The 23,982-nt window shown below is 58.4% G+C and carries 14 protein-coding genes; 9 read left to right on the top strand and 5 right to left on the bottom strand.

The window, feature by feature from the left end; genetic code table 11:
- Nucleotides 1–5: 5 nt before the first annotated feature.
- The 5 genes from bcsB (at nt 6) to EPE01S_RS07285 (ending at nt 11,025) form a co-directional block, all read left to right on the top strand.
- On the top strand, nt 6–2,270 hold the full coding sequence (bcsB, locus tag EPE01S_RS07305) for a cellulose biosynthesis cyclic di-GMP-binding regulatory protein BcsB (RefSeq protein WP_062744132.1): 2,265 nt from the start codon (nt 6–8) through the stop codon (nt 2,268–2,270).
- A complete protein-coding gene (locus EPE01S_RS07300) occupies nt 2,270–5,548 on the top strand; it encodes a cellulose synthase subunit BcsC-related outer membrane protein (protein ID WP_062743945.1) in 3,279 nt (1,092 codons plus the stop codon). Before bcsB ends, EPE01S_RS07300 begins: the two co-directional genes overlap by 1 nt.
- A 151-nt stretch (nt 5,549–5,699) precedes the next feature.
- A complete protein-coding gene (gene hmsP / locus EPE01S_RS07295) occupies nt 5,700–7,697 on the top strand; it encodes a biofilm formation regulator HmsP (RefSeq protein WP_062743944.1) in 1,998 nt (665 codons plus the stop codon).
- A gap of 189 nt (nt 7,698–7,886) precedes the next feature.
- Nucleotides 7,887–9,161 (top strand): dicarboxylate/amino acid:cation symporter, encoded by a 1,275-nt coding sequence (locus EPE01S_RS07290; RefSeq protein WP_062743943.1) that lies wholly within the window; start codon nt 7,887–7,889, stop codon nt 9,159–9,161.
- Between the two features lie 382 nt (nt 9,162–9,543).
- Complete coding sequence (locus tag EPE01S_RS07285) at nt 9,544–11,025, top strand: M16 family metallopeptidase (RefSeq protein WP_062743942.1); 1,482 nt, start codon at nt 9,544–9,546, stop codon at nt 11,023–11,025.
- A gap of 59 nt (nt 11,026–11,084) precedes the next feature.
- Here the strand turns inward: EPE01S_RS07285 and EPE01S_RS07280 are convergent, their stop codons facing one another.
- Nucleotides 11,085–11,960, bottom strand: a complete 876-nt coding sequence (locus EPE01S_RS07280; protein ID WP_062743941.1) for an alpha/beta hydrolase — start codon at nt 11,958–11,960, stop codon at nt 11,085–11,087.
- A 408-nt stretch (nt 11,961–12,368) separates the two neighbouring features.
- On the opposite strand from EPE01S_RS07280, the gene EPE01S_RS07275 reads away from it, so the two are divergent.
- Nucleotides 12,369–13,649: an alginate lyase family protein gene (locus EPE01S_RS07275; RefSeq protein WP_062743940.1), complete on the top strand. Its 1,281-nt coding sequence runs from the start codon at nt 12,369–12,371 to the stop codon at nt 13,647–13,649.
- Here EPE01S_RS07275 and kdgK read toward each other — a convergent pair.
- The gene (kdgK, locus tag EPE01S_RS07270) at nt 13,621–14,553 is read right to left on the bottom strand and encodes a 2-dehydro-3-deoxygluconokinase (protein ID WP_062744131.1); all 933 of its coding nucleotides are present in this window, start codon (nt 14,551–14,553) and stop codon (nt 13,621–13,623) included. The genes EPE01S_RS07275 and kdgK overlap by 29 nt on opposite strands.
- Before the next feature lie 286 nt (nt 14,554–14,839).
- On the opposite strand from kdgK, the gene pdeH reads away from it, so the two are divergent.
- Together pdeH and EPE01S_RS07260 are read left to right on the top strand one after the other, a co-directional pair.
- Nucleotides 14,840–15,613: a cyclic-guanylate-specific phosphodiesterase gene (pdeH, locus tag EPE01S_RS07265; protein ID WP_062743939.1), complete on the top strand. Its 774-nt coding sequence runs from the start codon at nt 14,840–14,842 to the stop codon at nt 15,611–15,613.
- A 62-nt stretch (nt 15,614–15,675) separates the two neighbouring features.
- Nucleotides 15,676–17,733 carry an AsmA family protein gene (locus tag EPE01S_RS07260; protein WP_062743938.1) on the top strand — a complete coding sequence of 686 codons (2,058 nt, stop codon included), beginning with the start codon at nt 15,676–15,678 and terminating at the stop codon, nt 17,731–17,733.
- Between the two features lie 61 nt (nt 17,734–17,794).
- Here EPE01S_RS07260 and EPE01S_RS07255 read toward each other — a convergent pair whose 3' ends face one another.
- A complete protein-coding gene (locus tag EPE01S_RS07255; protein ID WP_062743937.1) occupies nt 17,795–19,123 on the bottom strand; it encodes an MFS transporter in 1,329 nt (442 codons plus the stop codon).
- Between the two features lie 790 nt (nt 19,124–19,913).
- On the opposite strand from EPE01S_RS07255, the gene mgtA reads away from it, so the two are divergent.
- On the top strand, nt 19,914–22,589 hold the full coding sequence (gene mgtA, locus EPE01S_RS07250; protein WP_062744130.1) for a magnesium-translocating P-type ATPase: 2,676 nt from the start codon (nt 19,914–19,916) through the stop codon (nt 22,587–22,589).
- A 193-nt stretch (nt 22,590–22,782) separates the two neighbouring features.
- Here the strand turns inward: mgtA and EPE01S_RS07245 are convergent, their stop codons facing one another.
- Entirely contained in the window at nt 22,783–23,025 is a 243-nt protein-coding gene (locus tag EPE01S_RS07245; protein WP_062743936.1) for a DUF1158 family protein, read from the bottom strand.
- Nucleotides 23,026–23,085: 60 nt separating this feature from the next.
- Nucleotides 23,086–23,973 carry a LysR family transcriptional regulator gene (locus EPE01S_RS07240; RefSeq protein WP_062743935.1) on the bottom strand — a complete coding sequence of 296 codons (888 nt, stop codon included), beginning with the start codon at nt 23,971–23,973 and terminating at the stop codon, nt 23,086–23,088.
- Nucleotides 23,974–23,982 lie beyond the last annotated feature (9 nt).

Genomic DNA, 23,982 nt, shown 5'->3' with positions numbered 1-23,982 from the left:
AGATGATGATGATAAAAAAAAGCTGGTTTACCGCGCTGTTGATCGGTGTGATGCCTCTGGGGCAGGCGGAAGAAGCCCCGGTGCCTCCGGTCTCAGAGCCTGCACCACAGCGGCCTGCTGCCCCGGTACGCGAGTCGGTGCTGAATTTTGAGAAGATTGCCCCGCCGCCCGGAGCACTTGCCCTGCGCGGTACCCGGCCTGACGGGCAGATCGAATTCGGCGTACGCAGTGATGAGGTCGCCACAAAGGCGTTGCTGACACTGAACTTCCGACCGTCGCCGGCACTGCTTCCCACCCTGTCACATCTGAAAATCTACCTGAATGATGAGATGGTCGGGCTGGTTACGCTGACGGCAGAGCAACTGGGTAAAGAAAATCAGGTACAGGTGCCTGTTGACCCGCGCTTTATCTCCGACTTTAACCGCATTCGCTTCGAGCTGGTGGGCCATTACACCAACGTTTGTGAAAACCCGGCCTTCAGTTCGATCTGGCTGGATATTGGTAAAGAGAGCCGCCTGGATCTGACGCTACAAAAGCTGCCTCTGACTGACGATCTGTCGCACTTCCCGGAACCGTTCTTTGACCGTCGCGATAACCGACCCATGTCACTGCCGGTGGTGTTTGCCGCCACACCGGATGTGACGGAGCAGCGTGCTGCGGGGATCCTGGCCTCCTGGTTTGGCACGAAAGCGCAGTGGCGGGGGCAGCACTTCCCGGTGCTGTACAATCAGCTGCCGCAGGATCAGCATGCGGTGGTGTTTGCCACGAACGATAAGCGACCGGATTTCCTGAAAACCTGGCCTGCGGTGAACAAGCCGACGGTGACGATTGTCAGTCAGCCTGATAACCCTTATCAGAAGATGCTGCTGGTGATGGGGCGTGATGATAACGACCTGATCATGGCGGCACAGGGTATCGCCCAGGGAGAGCTACTGTTGCGCGGTCAGTCCTCTATTATTGAGGCGCTGAAACCGCTGGCCGACCGCCAGCCGTACGATGCGCCAAACTGGGTGCGTACCGACCGCGTCACCACTTTCGCCGAGCTGCAGCAGTACCAGGGCCAGTTGCAGTCTGACGGGATGCAGCCGTCACCGATCAGTCTCACGCTTAATCTGCCGCCAGATTTGTTCCTGATCCGCGCGCGCGGCATCGATATGAACCTGCAGTATCGCTACACCTCACCGATCCTGAATGACAGTTCGCGGCTGGCCGTTCACCTGAATAATCAGTTCGTGCAGGACTATCCGCTGGTGGTGAAAAAAGATCACAGTAAACAGCTGCTACGTATTCCGCTGATCCAGGGACTGCAGGATGACTCGACCAGCCTGACCATTCCGGCCCTGCGGCTGGACGTGGTGAATCAGCTGCGCTTTAGCTTTGACTATGGACTGACATTTATTGGGGGAACCGCTGACGGTCGCTGTGAAACGGTGGTGCCGGTGAATAATCATGTGACGATCGATGGCAGCTCTACCGTTGATTTCTCCGGCTATCGTCACTTTATTGAGATGCCATCATTACGTGCCTTTGCTTCCGCCGGTTTCCCGTTCAGCCGTCAGGCCGATCTGGCCAGCACACTGGTGCTGGTGAACGCCAGGCCACAGCCTGAGCAGGTATCCGCGCTGCTGGATGCGCTGGCAACCATCGGTGCGCAAAGTGGTTACCCGGCGCTGAAGGTGCGCCTCACCGATGACTGGGCACAGGCAAAAAACCAGGATGCCGATCTGCTGATGATCGGCACCCTGCCGGCTGACTTAAAGGATGACAGCAGTATTAACGTGCTGGTGGAGGCCGCAAAAAGCTGGATTAACAAACCAGTGCGTCAGCCTGCGCTGGACACGGTTGACGGCCCGGCTGCCGATCGCCAGCCGGAAAGCCAGACCACCATCGTTTCTGCAGGGCCAATGGCGGCAGTGGTCGGCTTCCAGTCACCGTTCTTTGAACAGCGTAGCGTGGTCGCCCTGCTGGCTGACAGCCCGCGTGCATGGCAGTTGCTGGCTGACGCAATGAACGACAGCGGTAAGCGGGCGGCAATGTCTGGCTCGGTATCGGTGATCCGTGAGTCCGGTGTTAACAGCCTGCGGGTCGGGGAGACTTACTACGTGGGCCATCTGCCGTGGTGGGAACGCCTGTGGAATGCCCTGGCCACTCATCCGCTCTGGCTGGCGGCGCTGGCCGGCGTGGTCGTCATCCTGTTTGCGGTACTGGTCTGGCGGGTGATGCGCGCCGTCAGTCGTCGTCGCCTGTACGATGAGGATGATGAAGAGTGATGCGTCGACTGCCCGGGCTGCTGCTGCCTGTAATGCTGTTGCCGTTCAGTCCCGGCAGCCTGGCAGAGGATGTCGCGCCCGTGGCGTGGCTGCTGCAGCAGGTACGCACCGGCGAGGCGACTAACAAGTACGATCTGGTCACCCAGTCGCTCTACCGGCTGGATAAGATCGCCCCGGAAAACCCGGACGTGCTGGCGGCAAAGCTGCGGCTGGCGCTGCATCAGGGCGACCAGGCACAGGCCGCGCAGCTGATGGCCCGTTTGCAACAGAACGCTCCCGACGCGCCGGCGACGCGCCAGGCAGCGGCCAGTATGCTGCTGATCACCCCGGAGGGGCGGCAACAGCTGCAGCAGGCACGGCTGCTTACCGCGTCAGGGCGGCTGGAGGAGGCGCTGCACGCCTGGGATCGGTTGTTCAACGGCGTATTTCCGTCAAATGATATCGCGCTGGAGTACTGGCGCCTGGTGGCCAGACTCCCCGGGCAGCAGGCGCATGCCCTGGCGCAGATGCAGGCCCTGGATCGCCAGGCGCTGGGCAATGTCAGCCTGCGCATGGCGATTGCCCAGATGCAGTTGAGTAACGATAACGTGCCGGCCGCCGTTAAGCAGCTGCAGTCCGTCGCGGAGAATCCGGCGGGCCGGACGCAGGCGGCAGAGCTGTGGCTGAGTCATATTCAGTCCCGCCCGGTCAGCGAGCAGAGCGTGGCGGAGTTAAAAAACTACCTGAAGACATTTACCCGCGATAAGCCGCATGAGGACGGCCAGGCCGAGCTGGCAAGGCAGGAGAAGAGGATGGCCGACCCGGCATACCGGCAGCGGCTGCGCGGGCTGGCCCTGATCGACAGCGGGGCCGGCGCCACGGCGATCCCCGCCCTGACGGCCGCCCTGCGCGGCGCGCCTGACGATCCGGCACTGATGGGGGCGCTGGGTCAGGCCTACTCGCGGGCCGGCAACCGTGCCTCCGCCGATCTCTGGTTACGCCGGGCGGTGCAGGCGGATGCCGGGGGAGCCGATATCGATAAGTGGCGGAGTCTGCTGCGCTCCAATCAGTACTGGCTGATGATTGCGCAGGGCGATAAAGCGCTGGAGACGGGGGATATCGCCACGGCGGAGCGCCTGTATCAGCGTGCCCGTCCCCTCGATCCGGCAGACGGCTACGCCCGTATCGGCCTGGGCGACGTGGCGCTGGCGCGGAAAGATAACGGCCAGGCAGAACAGCACTTCCGCGACGCCCTGCGCGTTGACCCCGGCAATACCACGGCAGTGCGTCGTCTGGCGGGGGCCTATCAACAGCAGTCCCCGCAGCGGGCACTGGACTTTCTGAATACGCTGCCCGCCGCACAACAACGGGCGCTGGGCGAAACCCTCAGCCGCCTGCGCAGCAATGCCCTGAGTGATGAGGGCGACAGGCTGGGGCAGCAGGGCAAATGGACGCAGGCGGTGGAGAAATACCGTCAGGCGCAGCCGGGCGCCGTGGATGATGTCTGGCTTAACTATCGCTACGCCGGGGCGCTGCGTGAAAGCGGGCAGCCCGGTGCAGCAGAGGCGCTGATGGTGGCCATGGCCCGACGCCAGCCGCAGGATCCGGCGCAGGTCTATGCTTACGGGCTGTGGCTGTCCGGCAGCGGCCGGGATGACGAGGCACTGAAGCAGTTGAACACATTGCCGCAGGCGCAGTGGACGCCGAATATTCAGGCCCTGTCGGACCGTCTGCAAAGCCAGCGTCTGCTTGATAACATCGATACCCGGATGGCTCAGCATCAGCCTGCTGCCGCCCGTCGCCTGTTGCAGGCGCTGCCGCCTGCAGTGATCGCGTCCAGCGTCAGTAACGGACGACGGGTGGCGAATGCCTGGCTCAGTGTGGGGGAAACCGGCCGCGCGGCGGCGCTTTACGCCGGATTAAAACCGCAGGCCGAAAAAGCGATGCCGTCGGAGCTGAGCGCGCTGGTGTTCCGTGACGCGGCGAGGCTGGAAACCCGGCAGGGCCAACCCGATACGGCGCTGGCTGATTACCGACAGGCGATGGTTGCCAGTGGGATTGCCGCGCAGCGGCCTGACGGAAATGATGCGTTTACCCGCCTGACGCGCACTGATGTACGCGATGACTGGCTCAGGCGCAGCATCCGCAGCGACAGCGCAGACCTCTATCGCCAGCAGGACACGGTGTTCACACTGGAGGAGGACTATTCGCGGAATAAGGGCACCGGCGGGATTTCTGATTTCACGGCGCATACCACCATGCTGCAGGCGGAAACACCGTGGAAGGACGGCCGCAGCTGGCTGCGGCTGGACAATGTCGACGTCTCGGCGGGCACGTTTTCCCGCAGCAGCAGCGGCAATATTACGGAGAATTTCGGCACCTGTGGCAATGATGACGCCCGGTGTGACCGGGATTTCAGGCAGCATCAGAATGGCACCAGTATTGGCGCAGGCTGGCGCAGCGACCGCTGGTCGGCCGATATCGGCACCACGCCTCTTGGTTTCGAGGTGACCAACTGGGTGGGCGGATTGACCTGGAACACTGACGCAGGCGATGTCGGCGTGTCGCTGACGGCTTCGCGGCGGCCCATTTCCAGTTCGCTGCTGGCTTTTGCCGGCGCGCGCGATCCCAACCCGGCCAGCGGTAAAACCTGGGGCGGAGTGGTCGCCACCGGCGGGGCGATCGGCCTGAGTTACGACCGGGGGGAGGCACACGGGATCTGGGCCGATATCAGCGCCCACCAAATCAGCGGAACCCACGTGGCGGATAACTCACGTGAGCGGCTGATGAGTGGTTACTACTATAAGCTAATCAACGAAAATAACCGGCGTGCGACCATTGGCCTGAATGGGATGCTGTGGCACTACGCGAAAGATCTCAGCGATTACTCCCTTGGCCAGGGCGGTTACTACAGTCCGCAGAGCTATGCCTCACTGTCGGTGCCGGTCACCTGGCGTCAGCGTTCTGAAAACTGGTCCTATGAACTGGGGGGATCCGTGTCCCTTTCCCATTCGAAAACCGACGCGCAGTCGCGTTATCCGTTGAGCTTCGGCGCACTGACCCGTGATAATCCGCCGGGCAGCAATGGCGGCGGCAGTGGCGTGGGCTACACGCTGCAGGCGCGGGTGGAGCGGCGGTTATCCTCACACTGGACGCTCGGGCTGGGTGTCGATATACAGCAGGCGAAGGATTACACCCCAAGCCACGGGCTGATGTACCTGCGTTATTCTATGGCAGGCTGGCAGGGCAATCTCGATATGCCACCGCAGCCGCTGACACCGTATGCGGACTATAAATAGGCACGATCCGGGTATAAATACCAGGAAAACGCCTAAACGAACGATTGCGGTGCGTGATAGCTTAAAAAGCGGAGCCCATAGGATATACTCAGGGCTGTTTTTTTTGCCCTATATGCGTTGAACAGTAAATTCTGCGCTTCGGAGAGCAGGCTTGCGCGTCAGTCGTTCGTTAACGATTAAGCAGATGGCGACGATTTCCAGCGTCGCGGTCGTCACCATTTGCATTTTTATCGTCATACAGCTTTTTCATTTTGTGCAACAGCGCAGGATTGACTACGCCCAGCAGATGGAGAATGTGGCGCATACCGTGCGTCAGCCGCTTTCCCAGGCCGTCCTGAAAGCGGATATTCCTCAGGCTGAATTTATACTGAATTCGCTGCGTCCGGCAGGGATTCTTGCCCGCGCCGAAGTGGTGCTTCCTAACGGCTTACAGGCGCTGCATACGGATTTTGAACCTGAGAAACCCATACCGCGTTTTATCATGGATCTGTTTGAGCTGCCGGTGCAGATCACCGTTCCGCTCTATTCGGTGCAGCCGGCCAACCCTAAGCCGCTGGCTTTTCTGGTATTGCAGGCTGACTCCTGGCGCGTCTATCAGTTTATCCTCAGCGCGGTCTCAACCATGGTTACCGCCTACCTGCTGCTGGCACTGATCCTGTCGGTCTCTATCAGCTGGTGTATTAACCGGCTGATGGTGCGCCCGCTGCGAAACATTGCCCGTGAACTGCAGGATCTCACGCCACAGCAGGCGCTGACTCATCAACTGACGCTGCCACGCTATCACCGCAATGATGAAATTGGCTTGCTGATCCGTAACTACAACCGCAATCAGCAGATGCTGGCCTCGGCACACGATGAGATGAGCCACCTGAGCACCCGCTTCCAGGTCACCGATCTGCCGAATAAGACCCTGTTTCTGGCGCTGCTTGAGCAGCATCTGCTGGCGGTGAATACCGTCGGCGCGTTCACCGTGATGGTGGTGCGCATTGAAACGTTACAGGACACCAATGGCCTGGTGACTGACGACCAGCGTGATGCGCTGCTGCTCACGCTGGTGGACAAAATGCGTGACTGCATTGATGAACGCACGGTGCTGGCGCAGCTGTCGATCAGCGACTTCGCCCTGCTGGTGAAACGCGCGAATAACCCGTTTCGCGGGCTGCGGCTGGCGCGAAACCTGATGCTGCGTCTGAACCAGCCGGTGACGTTACAGCATATGCAACTGCGGCCCAACGTCAGCATTGGCATGGTGCAGCATGAAGGCGGTAACCTGAACGCAGCCGAACTGCTGGGGCGGGCGACATCAGCGATGATGTCAGCCCGCCATGAAGGTAAAAACCAGGTTCGCTTCTTCGATCCGGCGCTGACCGAACGGGCGCAGAAACGGCTCACGCAGGAGCATGATATTTTACAGGGCCTCATCGATCAGCAGTTTGCCCTGTGGCTGCAGCCGCAGATCGATATGAACACCGGCGCGCTGGTGGGAGCCGAAGCACTGCTGCGTCAGCGTCAGCCGGATGGCAGCTGGAGCCTGCCGGAAGACCTGATTGCCAGCGCGGAAGAGATTGGCGTGATCACCGCCCTCGGGCGCTGGGTGTTTGAAGAGTCCTGTCGCATTCTGGCGGCCTGGCAGCAGCAGGGCATTATGCTGACGCTGAGTGTCAACCTGTCGGCCATTCAGCTGCGCGAACCTTCCATGGTCACGCACCTGCAGGAGCTGATTGAACGTCACCGCATCTGTCCCGGCAGCCTGATGCTGGAGATCACTGAAACCGCCGAGGTGGGTAAACCTGAGCAGGCACTGCAGTTGTTGCAGGCCCTGCAAAAAACCGGGGTTGCCGTGGCGCTGGATGACTTCGGTATGGGGTATGCCAATCTGAACTGGCTGAATCAGTTTAAATCCCTGCCTGTTGCCAAGCTGAAGATGGATCGCAGCTTTGTTGCGGTACTGCCGCAGGATGACACCATGGTGCGGATTGTCTCCTCGATTGCCGAGATTATGCAGCTGGACGTGATTGCCGAAGGGGTGGAAACCGACGAGCAGCGTGACTGGCTGCTGGCGCGTGGCATCCATATTGGTCAGGGATACCTTTACTCTGAAGCGCTGCCGCTGCCGGAGTTTGCGCGTCAATATCTCTCTCATCCCTGAATAGCAGACCCGTCTCTCTGGTTTTTTTAGTTATACAAGTTTCGGCTGACGTGATTCAGCTCTTAAAAATGGCGCTATGGGGCTCCAGGGCCCGGTCAGTCGATACCAATCCTGTTAACCGGATGTTACTTTCGCGCTGTCGTTTGATGATAACAACAGCAATTAACGCGGTTAACGGATACCTTCTTTATGAAAACTTCTCTGTTCAAAAGTCTTTATTTCCAGGTACTGACAGCCATCGCCGTCGGTGTGTTGCTGGGCCATTTCTACCCTGAACTGGGTGCCCAGATGAAGCCGCTGGGCGACGGGTTCGTCAAGCTGATCAAGATGATTATTGCCCCGGTGATCTTCTGCACCGTGGTGACCGGTATCGCCGGTATGGAAAGTATGAAAGCGGTAGGGCGCACCGGTGCGGTGGCGCTGCTCTATTTTGAAATCGTCAGTACTATTGCTCTGATTATCGGTCTGGTGGTGGTGAACGTGTTGCAGCCCGGCGCCGGAATGAACGTTGACCCGGCGACGCTGGATGCCAAAGCGGTGGCGATGTATGCCCAGCAGGCGGAACAGCAGGGCATTGTGGCCTTCCTGCTGGATGTGATCCCGGGCAGTGTGGTCGGTGCCTTTGCCAGCGGTAATATTCTCCAGGTTCTGCTGTTTGCCATTCTGTTCGGGTTTGCCCTGCACCGCATGGGCGATAAAGGCACCCTGGTGTTCAACTTTATCGACAGCTTCTCTAAGGTGATTTTCGGCATCATCAACATGATCATGCGCCTGGCACCGATTGGGGCGTTTGGGGCCATGGCCTTCACCATCGGTAAATATGGCGTCGGTTCACTGGTGCAGCTCGGCCAGCTGATTATCTGTTTCTATATTACCTGCGTGCTGTTTGTGGTGCTCGTGCTGGGGCTGATTGCCCGGGTGGTCGGCTTTAATATTTTCAAATTTATCGCTTATATCAAAGAAGAGCTGCTGATCGTGCTTGGGACCTCCTCCTCTGAATCTGCCCTGCCGCGTATGCTCGACAAAATGGAGAAGCTGGGCTGTAAAAAGTCGGTGGTGGGGCTGGTGATCCCAACCGGTTACTCCTTCAACCTTGATGGCACTTCCATTTACCTGACCATGGCGGCGGTATTTATCGCTCAGGCGACCAACAGCCATATGGATATCTGGCATCAGATCACCCTGCTGGTGGTGCTGCTGCTCTCTTCCAAAGGGGCTGCGGGGGTGACCGGCAGCGGATTTATTGTGCTGGCCGCAACGCTGTCCGCCGTCGGGCATCTGCCGGTTGCCGGTCTGGCGCTGATCCTCGGGATTGACCGCTTTATGTCCGAGGCCCGCGCCCTGACCAACCTGATTGGTAATGGCGTCGCCACCGTGGTGGTGGCGAAATGGGTGGGGCAGCTGGATGAGACACAGTTAAAAGAGACGCTGGAAGCGGGTAAAAAACGTCAAAAAACTGCCTGAAACGTCGTCTTAAGTACTTAATTCACAAAAAATCACTGCAAATGCCCGTCGTGACTTGCCCCTCACGACGGGCATTTGCATAATAACCCTCATCTATCCGTCATACTTCAGGGTTTTTGCGTTGGCGTCTTTCAGTCATCCGACGCACTGACCAGAGAACGTTCACCCTGCGGCCAGCGCGTGTCGCTTTGAGGCCGCCTGAACGAATGACGGCATACATTTTTATTTTTCATTCCGCTGTGTGACATCCTCACCGATGTGTGGTCTAAGAAGCTGTTCCTTTAAAAAACAGCGGCTTTCCGGAGTTATCTGTCAACCAGACAGAAGCTGGCCGTAGACCGCCAGTGAAAAATTTTTGGTTTGTGATTGAGTAGGGGTTCACATGCAGGGCACCAGAATTCGTCTATTAATTGGTGGCATATTACTGGCCGCGGCCAGTAGCACTGTACAGGCTGAAACACTCCAACCCGATCCTGCCTGGCAGCAGGGAAAACTGGAGAATGGTTTTAGCTGGCAGTTGCTCACCACCCCCCAGCGGCCAAGCGACCGCGTTGAGATCCGCCTGATGGTTAACACCGGTGCGCTGGTGGAAAGCGCCCAGCAGGAAGGGTATAGCCACCTGATACCTCGTCTGGCGCTGGTTCATAATGCCACGCTGGACCCGGCACAGCAGCGTTCGCTGTGGCAACAAAGTATTGACCCGCAGCATCCGCAGCCGCCCGCTATCACCTCATATGATTACACCCTGTACAACCTGAGCCTGCCGAACAATCGCCCGGAGCTGCTGAAAGAAGCGCTGAACTGGCTGGCGGCTACCGCAGGAAAAATGACCATTAATGAGCAGGTCATCAACACCGCCATCAACGCCGACGATCCGATTGCCACCTGGCCGGGCAACCCTCAGGATGTGTGGTGGCGTTATCGCCTGAAAGGTTCCGCGATGCTGGCGCACGACCCGGGAGCCCCGGTCAAAGTGCCGGTGGATCTGGCCCAGCTCAATGCGTTCTATAAACAGTGGTATACCCCTGATGCGATGACGCTGTTTGTGGTCGGCAACGTGGACACCCGCAGCCTGTCTGAGCAGATCAACAAGATTTTCTCTCCGCTGGAGGGCAAGCGGGACCAGCCTTCTGCACTGCCCACGCTTTCGCCGCTGCCACAGCAGCCGGTGAATCTGGTGAATAATGCGATCAGTCAGGATCGCCTGGCCCTGGTGTGGGATACACCGTGGCAGCCCATCCGCGAATCACAGCACCTGCTGCGTTACTGGCAGAGCGATCTGGCGCGTGAAGCCCTGTTCTGGCACGTGCAAAAAGTGCTGAGCGATAAAAAAACCCAGGGCATGCAGGTCGGCTTCGACTGCCGCGTGCTGTATCAGCGTGCCCAGTGCGCGATCAATATGGATGCCGACAACGCAGCGCTGAACAACAATCTGGAAATGATCGCCAGAGAGATGGTCAACGTGCGGGATAAAGGGCTGTCGCAGCAGGAGTTTGATGCGCTGATGGCGCAGAAAACCAGCGAGCTGAACAAGCTGTTTGCCACCTATGCGCGAACCGATACTGACGTGCTGATGAGCCAGCGTTTGCGTTCGCAGCAGAATGCGGTGGTGGACATTGCGCCGGAACAGTATCAGAAGCTGCGGCAGGCATTTTTATCCGGGCTGACGCTGGATATGCTTAATCAGGAGCTGCACCAGCAGTTAACGCAGGATATGACCATGGTGCTGATGCAGCCACAGGGGGAACCGGAAACGAAAGTGAAGATGCTGCTGGAGAACTGGCAGAAAATCATGACGCCGGTAGCCCCTGCAACCGCGCCTGCTGATGCTGCACCCACCGACGGCAGCACATCAGCACAGTAGCGGCGGCTTTACCGGTCGGGCGGCCCCGCTTTTGCGGTCCGCCCGCCGTTAATGCGTATTTACCACTGGCGCGCGCGCAGCCATTCATTGACCAGCATCGGCCAGCTGGCTAAAGGCAGATCGGCGACGTTACGGATGCCGAAGCCGTGGCCGCCTTTCTCGTAGAAATGCAGCTCACAGGGCACCTCGTTTTCCCGCAGGGCGCTGAACATCACCATGCTGTTGTTCACCGGAACGGATGCATCATCCACCGCGTGGATCAGCAGCGTTTGCGGTGTTTTCCCGTTGACGCGGGTCTCCATTGACCAGGCATCAATCTCCTTCTGATCCGGATGCTCACCCAGCAGTTGCAAACGCGACCCGGCATGAGCCAGTCCGTCGCGCATGCTGATCACCGGGTAGATCAGCACCTGGGCATCAGGACGCGGAGAGAGGGCATCGGCCGCATCCTGTACCGGATAGAGCTTGTCACCGAAGCGATTGCCCAGGCTGGCGGCCACATGTCCCCCGGCAGAGAAGCCCATCATCACGATACGTTCACCGTTACGGCCCCGCTGGGCGCGTTCCCGCAGCACCCTCACGGCACGCTGCGCATCGGCCAGCGGCGCATCAGCCCCTTCATGATGGCCGTCTGCAGGCAGGCGATAGGTCATCACCGCCAGCGTATAGCCCATTGAGGTAAAGAACATCGCCAGCGCGCTGCCCTCTTTATCGATCATGATGCGCTGGTAACCGCCGCCGGGCGCGACCAGCAGTGTTATCCCGTTAGAGTGTTCCGGGTGCCAGACCGCCAGTTCCGGGCAGCGTACGCCGCTGGCGGCACGGTCAAAGGGCTCGAACGGTTTGGCCAAATCAATAATCTGCGGCTGCGCCCGCGAGTCGCTGGCCCCCGGCGCATCGCCGTGAGGCCAGAGGTTGAATATTTCAGCGTTCATGGGCGCTCCTGATTATTGTTATGGTGTTAAATAAAATTATAGAAGCCGCAGAAAAAATGAAGAGGGTTATTTGTCACGGCACATTGCAGAGAAACAGTGCCGTTTTCCGCTTCCGGCGTCTACTATTTCACACCGCTGGCAGGCAGTTTCGGAATATACTCAAATTTGCACCTTAACCTGCGGTAAACCGCGCCTTGACTGCCTTTCATCACCATTACATTAGAAATTTTAAAACACTTTCCTAAACGCAAACGAATGACTCGCTGGCTGTTTTTATTCAGAAATAATCAATTTATTGAAAGAGAAACCGGCTGGTAATAATTTGATGCAAGATTTTTGATTAATCCTTTCGGCGTATTATTGCGCCCGGGCTATGCTGTCCGATAATTATTGAAACGGGGAGCCGCGATGAAATTGAATTTACGCCCTGTCATCGTCTTATTGCTGGGAGCCGCATTCTGCCTGCCGGTGTCGGCACAGCAATATGCCTTTCTGAACGAGGATGCGCTGGCATTGAATAAAACCCGCCTGCAGCAGCATCAGGCCCCGGCGCTGACACAGCAGGCATGGCAGGCACTGCAGCGCGAGGCTGACCAGGCAATGAAGGCCCCGCTCATGAGTGTGACCGATAAAGGGCTCGTGCCACCCGGCGGCTCAAAGCATGATTATCTCAGCCTGAGCGCTTACTGGTGGCCGGACGCCGGTGCACCGGGCGGCCTGCCGTGGGTGCGGCGGGACGGTCAGATCAATCCGGCCAGCAAAAACAATGACAGCGACGGCGTGCGGCTGGCAGCCTTTACCGCCCGGGTGCAGGTGCTGACGCTGGCGTGGTATTTTTCCGGCGACGACCGTTACGCCAGCCGGGCGATAGCGCTGATCCGCCACTGGTTTATTGACCCCGCCACCCGCATGAATCCCAACCTGAACTATGCCCAGGGCGTGCCGGGCAGGGCGGACGGCCGGCGCTCCGGCGTGCTCGATGGACGCTATCTGGCGACACGCGTCGTCGATTCCCTGCTGATCCTGCGCAATGCACCGGGCTGGCGACAGGAGGATGAGCGGCAGATGCAGCGGTGGATGAGTGATTATCTGCACTGGCTGCAGACCAGCAGGCTGGGGAAAAGTGAAGCACGGGCGGAGAACAATCACGGCAGCTGGTACAACGTGCAGGTGGCGGGCATCGCGTGGTATCTGGGGCGTCCGGGGGTCATCAGTGACATGCTTCAGCAGGCCAGGAACCGCATGAACGACCAGTTTGCCGCCGACGGCAGCCAGCCGAAAGAACTGGCGCGCACCCGATCCTTCCACTACAGCTGGTTTAATTTGCAGGCACTGACGGCGCTGGCGACCGTCGCCCGACACAGCGGTGCCGGCGATTTATGGGCTTATCGCACGCCGCAGCAGGCCAGCCTGCTCAGGGCGCTGGATTTTATGGCCCCGTACAGCGACAGCGGGAAAACCTGGCCCTATCCCAGCCTCGATCACCTCGGCGTGAGGCTGATCCCGCTGCTCTCGCAGGCCGATAACCAGCGCAATAGCGATCGCTATCAGACGACGATCCGTAAGATCAGCTGGGACCGGCCTGTCGGTGCAAAAGCCCGTGGGGCGACGGCCGACGCACTCCGTGACACCTGGCTGCTCGCCGTGCCGCGCTTCAACGTCAGTCCGGCATCGCCGCCAGAGGAATAATCGCACCGCGATGCTGGATCACCGTACTGGCCGTCAGGTGCCCGCGTCGCGCGGCATCTGCTGGACTGCCGCCGGTGAGACGCACAGCCAGATAGCCCGCACTGAAGGAGTCCCCGGCAGCGGTGGTATCCACCACGGCTGACGGCGGCAGACGAACGGCCGGGATCTCCAGCAGCGGGGCTTTGCCGCTGGCCACCAGGCAGGCGTCGGCCCCGCGTTTGATCACAATTTCACTGACACCCGCCTGCTGTGTGCGGGCGATCACCTCTGCCACTGGCGCGTCCCCCCACAGCAGGGTTTCATCATCCAGCGTCAGGAAGGCGATATCGGTGCAGGAGAGCATTGCCTGGTAGGCCGTCCGGGCTTCGTCATGACTCTGCCACAGGCGCGGACGATAATTATTATCGAAGATGACTTTCCCGCCGTTAGCACGACAGGCGGCGAGCAGCGCATACAATTTTTCCCGCGCCGGGACAGTGAGAATCGCCAGGCTGATGCCGCTCAGGTAGAGATAATCGTAGTGGGCCAGCTGACGGCAGATTGCTTCCGCGCGTTCCCCCTCCAGCCAGTAACGTGCGGCGGCGTCGTTGCGCCAGTAGTAAAAGGTACGTTCCCCCTGCGGATCGGTTTCGATCACATACAGTCCGGGCAGTTTATCCTCCCTTTGTTGGATCAGGTCGGTGTGCAGTCCTTCGCTCTGCCAGGCGGCCATCATCTCGCGGCTGAAGCTGTCAACGCCCAGCGCGGTGACATAATCAACGCGCAGTGCCTGCTGCGGGACCTGGCGCGCGACATACACGGCCGTGTTCAGGGTGTCCCCGCCAAACCCCCGGCTCATGTCGCGGCCCTGCTGGGAGAGTTCAATCATACATTCGCCGATCACGGCCAGTTTCTGTTGCGTCATGGTCATTCGCTCAATAAGAAATCTGTCCTTAGTCTCGCCCTGCAGAAGAAAACAGTCAACGATTTAAAACGACGTTTTAAATTTATTGTGATGTCAGTTTATTCCCCGCCAACTGCTGATAAAACGCCCTAAGTTATGCCTGTTTTAGCGATTGAAATACCACACGTTTGTTACCATGGGTGACATTTTCGTGGCTGCGGGATGGGTAAAGTTCTCAGGGACGCTGTCGATACTTGCAACACGGGATGCCATATGTAGGCGGTCTCACATAAAAAGGGTCACAATAATGGTGCTGAATAGCCTCAGTCACCGGTTACCGAACGCCATTGTCGAACAAGAGCAGCTTAAAGAACCTGCCTGGTGGCAGCAGTGCCAGCGTTCCTATAACTTCCAGCCCATTTACCGGGTTAACGGTAGCCTGATGGCAATTGAGTTGCTCACGGCGGTGTTCCACCCGGCCGCCCCGAGTCAGAGAGTATCGCCGGAGCTATATTTTGCGACGCTTGAGATCCCTCAACGTCTGCATATTGTGGCCGAGCAGCTAACGCTGCTGGCCAGATGGGAAAGAAAATTTGTCAGCACGAATATGGTGGCTTCGGTCAATATCGACGGGCCAACGCTGCTGGCTATCCAGCACGACAGTACCGTTCGTCAGCTGATTGCGCGCTGCCCCTGGGTGCGTTTTGAGCTGGTTGAGCACCATGTCTTACCGCAGGAAGTGATCATCGCCCAGATGCCTGAACTGGGCCCCCTGTGGCTGGACGATTTTGGCTCCGGTATGGCGAACTTTTCCGCGCTGACCGAACTGAAATATGACTATATCAAACTCGCTCGTGAGCTGTTTATCCTGCTGCGTGAAAGTGAAGAAGGTCGCAACCTGTTTGGTATGTTACTGGCGCTGATCAATCGCTACTGCAAAGGTGTGATTGTTGAAGGGGTGGAAACCGAAGAGGAGTGGGAGCAGGTTCGTAACTCCCCGGCCTGTGCCGCTCAGGGCTACTTCTTTGCCCGACCCATGCCGTTTGATCAGCTGGAGACCCTGCCGTTGACCCTCGTCTGATGCCATGTGCTGTCGTCTCGACTATCTTTAGCAGAGACGGATAGCTATCAAGGAGACGACGAATGTCGCGTACGGGGAAAATCATAAGCTGGATTGTGGGGATAATGGTGGTGCTGGTGGTGGGGGTGATCCTGGTCATTGCCACCTTTGACTGGAATCGTCTGAAGCCCACCATTAATCAGAAAGTCTCCACTGAAATTAATCGCCCCTTTGCCATTCGTGGCGATCTGGGCGTGTCCTGGGAACGTCACCGTGACGAGCCTGGCTGGCGCAGTTGGGTGCCCTGGCCGCATGTTCATGCCCAGGATATTATGCTGGGCAACCCCCCTGAAATCCCCGATGTCACGATGCTGCATCTGGCGCGTATCGACGCCACGCTCTCACCGCTGGCCCTGCTGGGTAAGCAGGTTTACCTGCCGTGGATTAAATTGCAACAGCCGGTAGCGAAGCTGGTACAGACCGCTGACCACAAGAATAACTGGACATTTACCCTCGCTGACAGCGGGAACCCGGGGGAGGATAAGCCATCCGCCTGGTCTTTCCGCCTGGATAACGTTGTTTTTGACCAGGGGCACATCAGCTACCGCGATGCAGTGAATAAGGCCGATATACAGGTGGCCGTTGATCCGCTGGGGAAACCGGTGCCCTATGACCAGCTGGCCGGGGGGGAGGACGGGCAAAAAGGAGCGTCTGACTTTGTCTTCGGCTGGCGCGCCAGCGGCACCTATAACAACGAAAAGCTCAGCGGAGAGGGCAAAACGGGCGGCATGTTGTCGCTGCGCAGTGAGAACACCCCCTTCCCCGTGCAGGCCGATGTGCGTAACGGCACGACCCGTGTACGGTTAGCGGGCACAGTGCAGGATCCGATGAATCTCGGCGGAGTGGATATCCGCCTGCGTTTCGCCGGGGATACGCTGGCCAATCTGTATGGCCTGACCGGCGTCCTGCTGCCGGACACCCCCCCTTATGAAACCGACGGCCATCTGACCGCGCACTTCCGGCAGAAGGGCGGAGCGGTATTCCGCTATAAAAACTTTAATGGGCATATCGGCGACAGTGATATCCACGGCACCCTGACCTACAGCCAGGGCAAACCCCGGCCAACGCTGGAAGGAGCGCTGGAGTCCCGCCAGCTGCGTATGGCCGATCTCGGGCCGCTGATCGGTGTTGATTCAGGCAAAGGCAGTGAAAAGACCGCAAAAGCGAAGACCGGACGCGGTGAGTCGTCCTCCCAGCCTGCTGACCGTGTGCTTCCGCATGACACCTTTGACACGAAAAGTTGGGATGTGATGGACGCGGATGTCACCTTTAAAGGCCGCCGCATTGAACACAGCAGTTCCCTGCCGATCAGCGATCTCTCCACCCATCTGATACTGAAAAACGGTACGCTGCGTCTGGATCCGCTGAGCTTTGGCATGGCCGGAGGCAGCCTGAATGCCAGTGTTCGTCTTGAGGGCAAAAAAGCGCCCATGCAGGGACGTATTGACCTTCATGCCCGTAAGCTCAAGCTGCGCCAGCTGTTCCCGGGCGTTGAGGCGATGCAGAGCGCGCTGGGCCAGCTGAACGGTGATGCCACCCTGAGCGGGCGCGGGAATTCGGTGGCTGACCTGCTGGCGACCAGCAATGGCGATCTGAAACTGCTGATGAATAATGGCCTGATCAGCCGCAGCCTGATGGAAATCGTTGGCCTGAACGTGGGCAATTATGTGGTGGGTAAACTGTTTGGTGATGATGAGGTGAGAATAAACTGCGCGGCGGCGAACCTGGACGTGAAAAACGGTCTGGCCACGTCGCGGTTGTTTGTGTTTGACACGGAAAACGCGATTATCAACATCACCGGCACGGCCAATTTTGCTAACGAGCGTCTGGATCTGTCGATTAACCCTGACAGTAAGGGCATCAGGATTGTCACCCTGCGTTCACCGTTGTACGTGCGCGGCACCTTTAAAAATCCGGATGCCGGCGTGAAACCGGGTCCGCTGATCGCACGCGGTGCGGCAGCGGTCGCGCTGGGTGCGGTCGTCGGGCCTGCTGCGGCGCTGCTGGCATTGGTCTCGCCGAGTGATAACGACGATAATCAGTGCACGCGCGTGTTGCAGCAGATGAAAAACGGGAAATAGTGCGCGGGACGGTCCGTTACGCCTGCAGGGCCGACCTTCTTTTGGGTCGGCCCGCAGTGGCTCAGTTAAACAGCGATTCGTCGCGTGTCTCTTTGCAGAGGATCAGCGCAATCAGCGTCAGACAGGCCATCGAAGCCAGATAAACGCCTACGTAGAACAGGCCGTAGTTATGGGCCAGCCAGGTAGCGATGTAGGGCGCAACGGAGGCCCCCAGAATCGACGACAGATTGTAGGAGAACGACGCGCCGGTATAACGGACTTCGGTCGGGAACAGCTCTGGCAGTAACGCACCCATCGGGCCGAACGTCAGGCCCATCACGCTCAGGCCGCAAATCAGGAAAGCCATGATCAGCACCGGATCGCCGGACCCCAGCATCGACGGGAACACCATCGAAAAACCGATAATCAGCAGGGTGATGACGATCATTGTCTTACGACGACCAAAACGGTCTGCCAGCAGCCCGGCAATCGGTACCATGATCCCAAACCCAATCACCGCCACCATCAGCATCCACAGGAACGTATTGCGGGGAATGCCCAGCCCATTTGGGGCCGCCGTGGTGCCGTAGGTCATGGAATAGACGGTCATTATGTAGAACAGCGTATAGGTCGCCAGCATAATGAACGTACCGATAATGGTGGTACCCAGATGCTTCGTCAGCAGGGTGCCAATCGGCACTTTGACCTGTTTTTTCTCTTTCTGTACCTTAGCGAATACCGGCGACTCGTGCAGGGATACGCGGACATACAGCCCGATCAGTACCAGCACGGCAGACAGGATAAAGGGAACGCGCCAGCCCCAGCTCATAAACTGCTCGTCGGTCAGCAGCCAGGAGAGCAGCAGGAAGGTACCGTTGGCAAAGAAGAAGCCGATAGGCGCGCCCAGCTGCGGGAACGAACCGTACAGCGCCCGCTTTTTCGCCGGGGCGTTTTCCGTTGCCAGCAGGGCTGCACCGCCCCATTCGCCGCCGAGGCCCAGACCCTGGCCAAAGCGCGCCAGCGCCAGCAGCAGCGGCGCAAAGACGCCAATGGTGTCGTAGCCCGGCAGCAGACCGATAGCCACGGTCGAAATCCCCATGGTCAGCAGAGAAGCCACCAGCGTCACTTTACGCCCGGCGCGGTCACCAAAGTGGCCAAAGAGGGCCGAGCCAATCGGGCGCGCAATAAAGGCGATAGCGAAGGTGGCCAGTGACTGCAGGGTGGCGACCGTCGGATCGCCCTGCGGGAAGAAGATATGCGGAAAGACGATCACAGCTGCCGTCGCATAAATATAAAAATCGAAAAATTCGATAGCGGTTCCGACCAGCGAGGCGATCACCACTTTGCCGCGTGAGTTTACGGGCGTGGCGTCCGGATCGGTGTCGGTGGATGGCGCGATGGAAGCTTGCATAAATGTTTCTTATTTCTTATGTGATTGTAAACGGTGTAACAAGAATCTTACGCACAGCCAAAGCCGCATTCAATGGTGAAAAAGCGCCGGGGAGGGGCATTCAGCGACCGAAAAGAGGATAATTTTCGATACGCGATATTTGCGGGCAGATGGCAGGGTGAAATCGACGAACGGTGGCGTGAATCACTACAAAACCGCATAATTACAGTGTTCTGTCAGCGATAAATACTGTTTGTTGGCTAAATAATCGCCAGTATTCGCGATTTTCAACTGCTTCTGGCTTATTTATGACAACTTATGCTTAAAAAGTATCGCCAGGTTGTTGATAAAAGGTTTAGGAAGGAAACTATCAGCGTGGTTTACAACGATTCCCTCCCGGCATAAAATTCCCGCACTTTCACTTCAGGAGCACACAATTGGACAGTCACCCTGTAACTCACACGTTATAAAGGCAGACCCACTCCGTTGTGAGCCTGCCGAAAACCGGCGGGCTATGTTTCACCTCCTTAATCCGAGCTGTTTCATCCCCCCTTTGTTTGCACTCTTCCTGCGCCGCTTGTCTCTGCGCCTGGCTGCCCGTGCATAAAATATTTTTGCCATAAGGAACACCCGATGAAAGAACCTCCGTCCCGAGAGAGGCTGCGGTGTGACCACAGGGGGATAAACCTGAACTGATCCCTGCCTGCTGTCGTCCTGTCCGCCTGCCTCCCACTGAATAACCGAAAAATATCCTCGTCTGCAGGCGTGCTGTGCCTGCGCGTAAAACACCTTTATTCAAGGAGCTGGCATGATGAAAATGCACCAGACCCACCTGAAAATGGCCCGTGAGCTGGCTATCGCCAGCGCGGCCACCCAGAGCCAGGATCACACCCTCGCTCATCTGAATACTCAACGTCAGGGACTGACCCGTGAAGAAGCGGCCGCACGCTTAGCGCAATACGGCCCGAATCAGGTCGCCAGTGATCGTGCGCCGGCCGCATTAATCCAGCTGTTCCAGGCTTTCAATAACCCGTTTATCTGGATCCTGATGGTGCTGGCCGTCATCAGCGTGTTTACCGACTATGTCATGCCGCTGCGGCGCGGTGAAGAGACCGACCTGACCGGGGCTACCATTATGCTGGTGATGATTAGCCTCAGCGGTCTGCTGCGTTTCTGGCAGGAGTACCGCACCAATAAGGCGACGGAAGCGCTGAAGTCGCTGGTCAGCACCACGGCAACGGTCCTGCGCCGCAGTCATACGGACAGTGAGGCGGTCAGCAGGGAGGTACCGCTGCAGGAGGTCGTGCCGGGGGATATCGTGCAGCTGTCGGCGGGGGATATGATCCCCGCCGATGTGCGGCTGCTCTCCTCACGCGATCTGTTCGTCAGCCAGGCTGCGCTGAGTGGAGAAGCCCTGCCCGTGGAGAAATATGACAGCCACAGCCCGCTGCATCGCAACCCTGCTGCCGTTGATGATCAGGACCTGCTAAGTCAGCCGGGTATCTGCCTGATGGGCACCAGCGTGGCCAGCGGCAGCGCCACGGCCGTGGTGGTCGCCACCGGCGGCCAGACCTGCTTCGGGTCACTGGCAAAATCATTAGTCGGTGAGCGCCCACAAACCTCCTTTGACCGTGGCGTCAACAGTGTCAGCTGGCTGCTCATCCGTTTTATGCTGGTGATGGTACCGGTAGTACTGCTGATTAATGGCTACACCAAAGGCGACTGGAGCGATGCACTGCTGTTTGCGCTGGCGGTAGCCGTCGGCCTGACGCCAGAAATGCTGCCAATGATTGTCAGTTCCAACCTGGCGAAAGGGGCGATTGCCCTGTCGAAACGCAAAGTGGTGGTTAAACGCCTGAATGCTATCCAGAATCTGGGTGCAATGGATGTCCTGTGCAGCGATAAAACCGGCACGTTAACGCAGGACAAAATCCTGCTTGCCGGGCACCTCAACCTGCAGGGCCACAGTGATGACCGCGTTCTGCAGCTTGCCTGGCTGAACAGCCGCCATCAGACCGGGGTCAGAAACCTGATGGATCGCGCCGTTTTAGGTTACTGCCAGGGGAATGCGGCGGTCAGCGGACTGTGGCGCTACCGCAAGCTTGATGAACTGCCCTTTGATTTTGAGCGCCGTCGCCTGTCAGTGCTGGTGGCCGATGAAGGCCAGCAAACCCTGATCTGTAAAGGGGCGGTCGAGGAGATGCTGGCGGTTTCTGCTTACCGGATGGAGGCGGGAGAAGTCCGTCCGCTGGATGAGGCGGGTCGCGCGGAATTACGCCAGCTGGCCGGGCGCTATAACCAGCAGGGCTTCCGCGTACTGATGGTGGCAACGCGCCAGGTGAGTGAGCACACGCTTACTTCTAAGATCAGTGCAGCCGACGAACGTGAACTGGTCATTACTGGCCTGCTGACGTTCCTCGACCCACCGAAAGAGAGTGCGGCTGCGGCCATTGCCGCGCTGCATGAACAGGGCGTGACGGTGAAGATCCTGACCGGCGATAACGCCATTGTCACCGCTAAGATTTGTCGTGACGTGGGGCTGGAGGCCGGCGAGCCGCTGTGTGGCAGTGAGATCGCGCGTATGGACGACGCTGAACTGGCACGGAGGGTGGAAGAGAGAACGCTGTTCTGTCGCCTCAGCCCGCAGCAGAAAACCCGCGTGCTGCAGATGCTGCAACACAATGGCCACACCGTCGGTTTCCTTGGCGATGGCATCAATGATGCGCCAGCGCTGCGTGCGGCGGATGTCGGTATTTCCGTCGACAGCGCGACCGACATCGCCAAAGAGTCAGCGGATATCATTCTGCTGGAAAAAAGCCTGCTGGTGCTGGAACAGGGCGTGATCAAAGGGCGCGAGACGTTTGGCAACATCATCAAGTACCTGAACATGACTGCCAGCTCCAACTTTGGCAACGTCTTTTCCGTACTGGTGGCCAGCGCCTTCATTCCGTTTCTGCCGATGATGGCGATCCATCTGCTGTTGCAGAACCTGATGTACGACCTGTCCCAGCTGGCGCTGCCGTGGGATAAAATGGACAAAGAATTTCTGCGCAAGCCGCGCAAGTGGGACGCCAAAAATATTGGCCGCTTTATGCTGTGGATGGGGCCGACCTCGTCGATTTTTGATATCACCACCTTCTGGCTGATGTGGCATGTCTTTGCGGCGAACAGCGTAGAAACGCAGGCGCTGTTCCAGTCTGGCTGGTTTGTTGAAGGGCTGCTGTCACAGACGCTGGTGGTGCACATGCTGCGCACGCAGAAAATTCCATTTATTCAGAGCCGCGCCGCCCTGCCGGTGATGCTGATGACCGGGCTGGTGATGGCGCTGGGGATCCTGATCCCGTTTTCACCGCTGGGCCATGCCGTCGGGCTGGTGCCGCTACCGTGGAACTACTTCCCGTGGCTGCTGGCGACGCTGCTGGGCTACTGCCTGGTGACTCAGGGCATGAAACGCCTTTATATGCGCCGTTTTGGCCAGTGGTTCTGAGGGGAGCGTAACGATGAAAAATAATAATGCCGTGACCGCTATTATCCTGTTCTTTATTGGATTGCTGATTTTTTCCAGCAGCATTGCGATGATATTTAGCGGGTAACCTGGTGGGCTGACCGAAAAAAGGTCAGCCTGTGGGCACTGTTCCGTCTGGGACGGCCTTTTATCGGGCCGGCCCTTCCGGCCGTGACTATGGCCGGATAAACCGCACATAGATAAAACGAATGACATAGAACTCAATCACCCCCAGCAGTAAAAACCACAGGCAGAACACCAGCGTATAGAGCTGGCTGATATCATCAAGGTGAAACATCTCTACCAGCCTGCGCGCCAGCGTCAGGCCGAACGAGGGGGCTGGCAGCAGCAGCGCGGAAAGAAAGCCGAGCAACAGCGTGCTCATCGGCATCAGGAAAGTTTCAAAAGGGTTTTTCATCACGATTCCGTGTTAGTCAGTTGCCATTATTTTCAGTGAATCTCCGCGCATCTTCAATCATTAAACCACCAGTGCGGGAGGAACCTGCTCACGCATCCAGCGAACGAAGCTGCTGCGTTTTTCCGACGGGCTGAGATCCTGACGCCACAGCAGATGAATCGGGCGGCTCTCCGGCTGCCATGGCTGCAGCAGCGGCACCAGGCGACCTGCGGCGATATCCTGCGCCAGCAGAATACGCGGCTGCAGTATCAACCCGGCCCCGGCCAGCGCCGCCTGGCGCAGAGCCTGACCATCATTACAGGTAAAACTGTTGTCAAACGGCCAGGTGACGTTGCCCCACTGCCAGGCATTATTTTTGTTCCACGCCCGGTTGGCCAGACAACGGTGCTGTTGCAGATCCTCCGGTGTTTGCGGTGAACCGAACTGCGCCAGATAGTCCGGTGCGGCACACACCACCATCTGATACTCCCCAAGAAACTGGGCGACCAGCGGTTCACTGTGCTTCAGCCCGCCAATGCGGATAGCAAAATCAAACCCTTCCGCAATCAGATCCACAAAGTTGTCGTTCAGATCCAGCTCGATTTTCACCTGCGGATAGCGCAGCTGATAGCGTGTCACCACCGCAGCAATGGCGCTGGCGCCGAGATTCAGCGGAGCGCTGATGCGCAGCAGACCCGACGGGGTCCGTTTCATATTTTCTACGCTTTCATCCGCTTCACGCAGCTGGGCCAGCGCCAGCTTGCACTGGCGATAGTAACTTTCTCCGGCCTCCGTCAGGTGCTGGCGGCGGGTGTTGCGCTGCAACAGACGGGTATTCAGCACCGTTTCCAGCTGGCGGACATGTTTGCCGACCATCACCGCGGTGATGTCCAGCCGCCGCGCGGCTTCGCTAAAGTTGCCGCTCTCCACGGCGCAGATAAAGGCTTCGATGCTGCGTAATTTATCCATGATTACAAA

This window comes from Erwinia persicina NBRC 102418 (assembly GCF_001571305.1).
Classification (GTDB): domain Bacteria; phylum Pseudomonadota; class Gammaproteobacteria; order Enterobacterales; family Enterobacteriaceae; genus Erwinia; species Erwinia persicina.
This window is presented reverse-complemented; position numbering and strand designations above follow the sequence as displayed.

Coding starts and splice junctions, on each gene's coding strand:
- bcsB (WP_062744132.1), top strand. CDS start 6: ATGATGATAAAAAAAAGCTGGTTTACCGCGCTGTTGATCGGTGTGATG.
- EPE01S_RS07300 (WP_062743945.1), top strand. CDS start 2,270: ATGCGTCGACTGCCCGGGCTGCTGCTGCCTGTAATGCTGTTGCCGTTC.
- EPE01S_RS07290 (WP_062743943.1), top strand. CDS start 7,887: ATGAAAACTTCTCTGTTCAAAAGTCTTTATTTCCAGGTACTGACAGCC.
- EPE01S_RS07285 (WP_062743942.1), top strand. CDS start 9,544: ATGCAGGGCACCAGAATTCGTCTATTAATTGGTGGCATATTACTGGCC.
- EPE01S_RS07280 (WP_062743941.1), bottom strand. CDS start 11,960: ATGAACGCTGAAATATTCAACCTCTGGCCTCACGGCGATGCGCCGGGG.
- EPE01S_RS07275 (WP_062743940.1), top strand. CDS start 12,369: ATGAAATTGAATTTACGCCCTGTCATCGTCTTATTGCTGGGAGCCGCA.
- kdgK (WP_062744131.1), bottom strand. CDS start 14,553: ATGACGCAACAGAAACTGGCCGTGATCGGCGAATGTATGATTGAACTC.
- pdeH (WP_062743939.1), top strand. CDS start 14,840: ATGGTGCTGAATAGCCTCAGTCACCGGTTACCGAACGCCATTGTCGAA.
- EPE01S_RS07260 (WP_062743938.1), top strand. CDS start 15,676: ATGTCGCGTACGGGGAAAATCATAAGCTGGATTGTGGGGATAATGGTG.
- EPE01S_RS07255 (WP_062743937.1), bottom strand. CDS start 19,123: ATGCAAGCTTCCATCGCGCCATCCACCGACACCGATCCGGACGCCACG.
- mgtA (WP_062744130.1), top strand. CDS start 19,914: ATGAAAATGCACCAGACCCACCTGAAAATGGCCCGTGAGCTGGCTATC.
- EPE01S_RS07245 (WP_062743936.1), bottom strand. CDS start 23,025: ATGAAAAACCCTTTTGAAACTTTCCTGATGCCGATGAGCACGCTGTTG.
- EPE01S_RS07240 (WP_062743935.1), bottom strand. CDS start 23,973: ATGGATAAATTACGCAGCATCGAAGCCTTTATCTGCGCCGTGGAGAGC.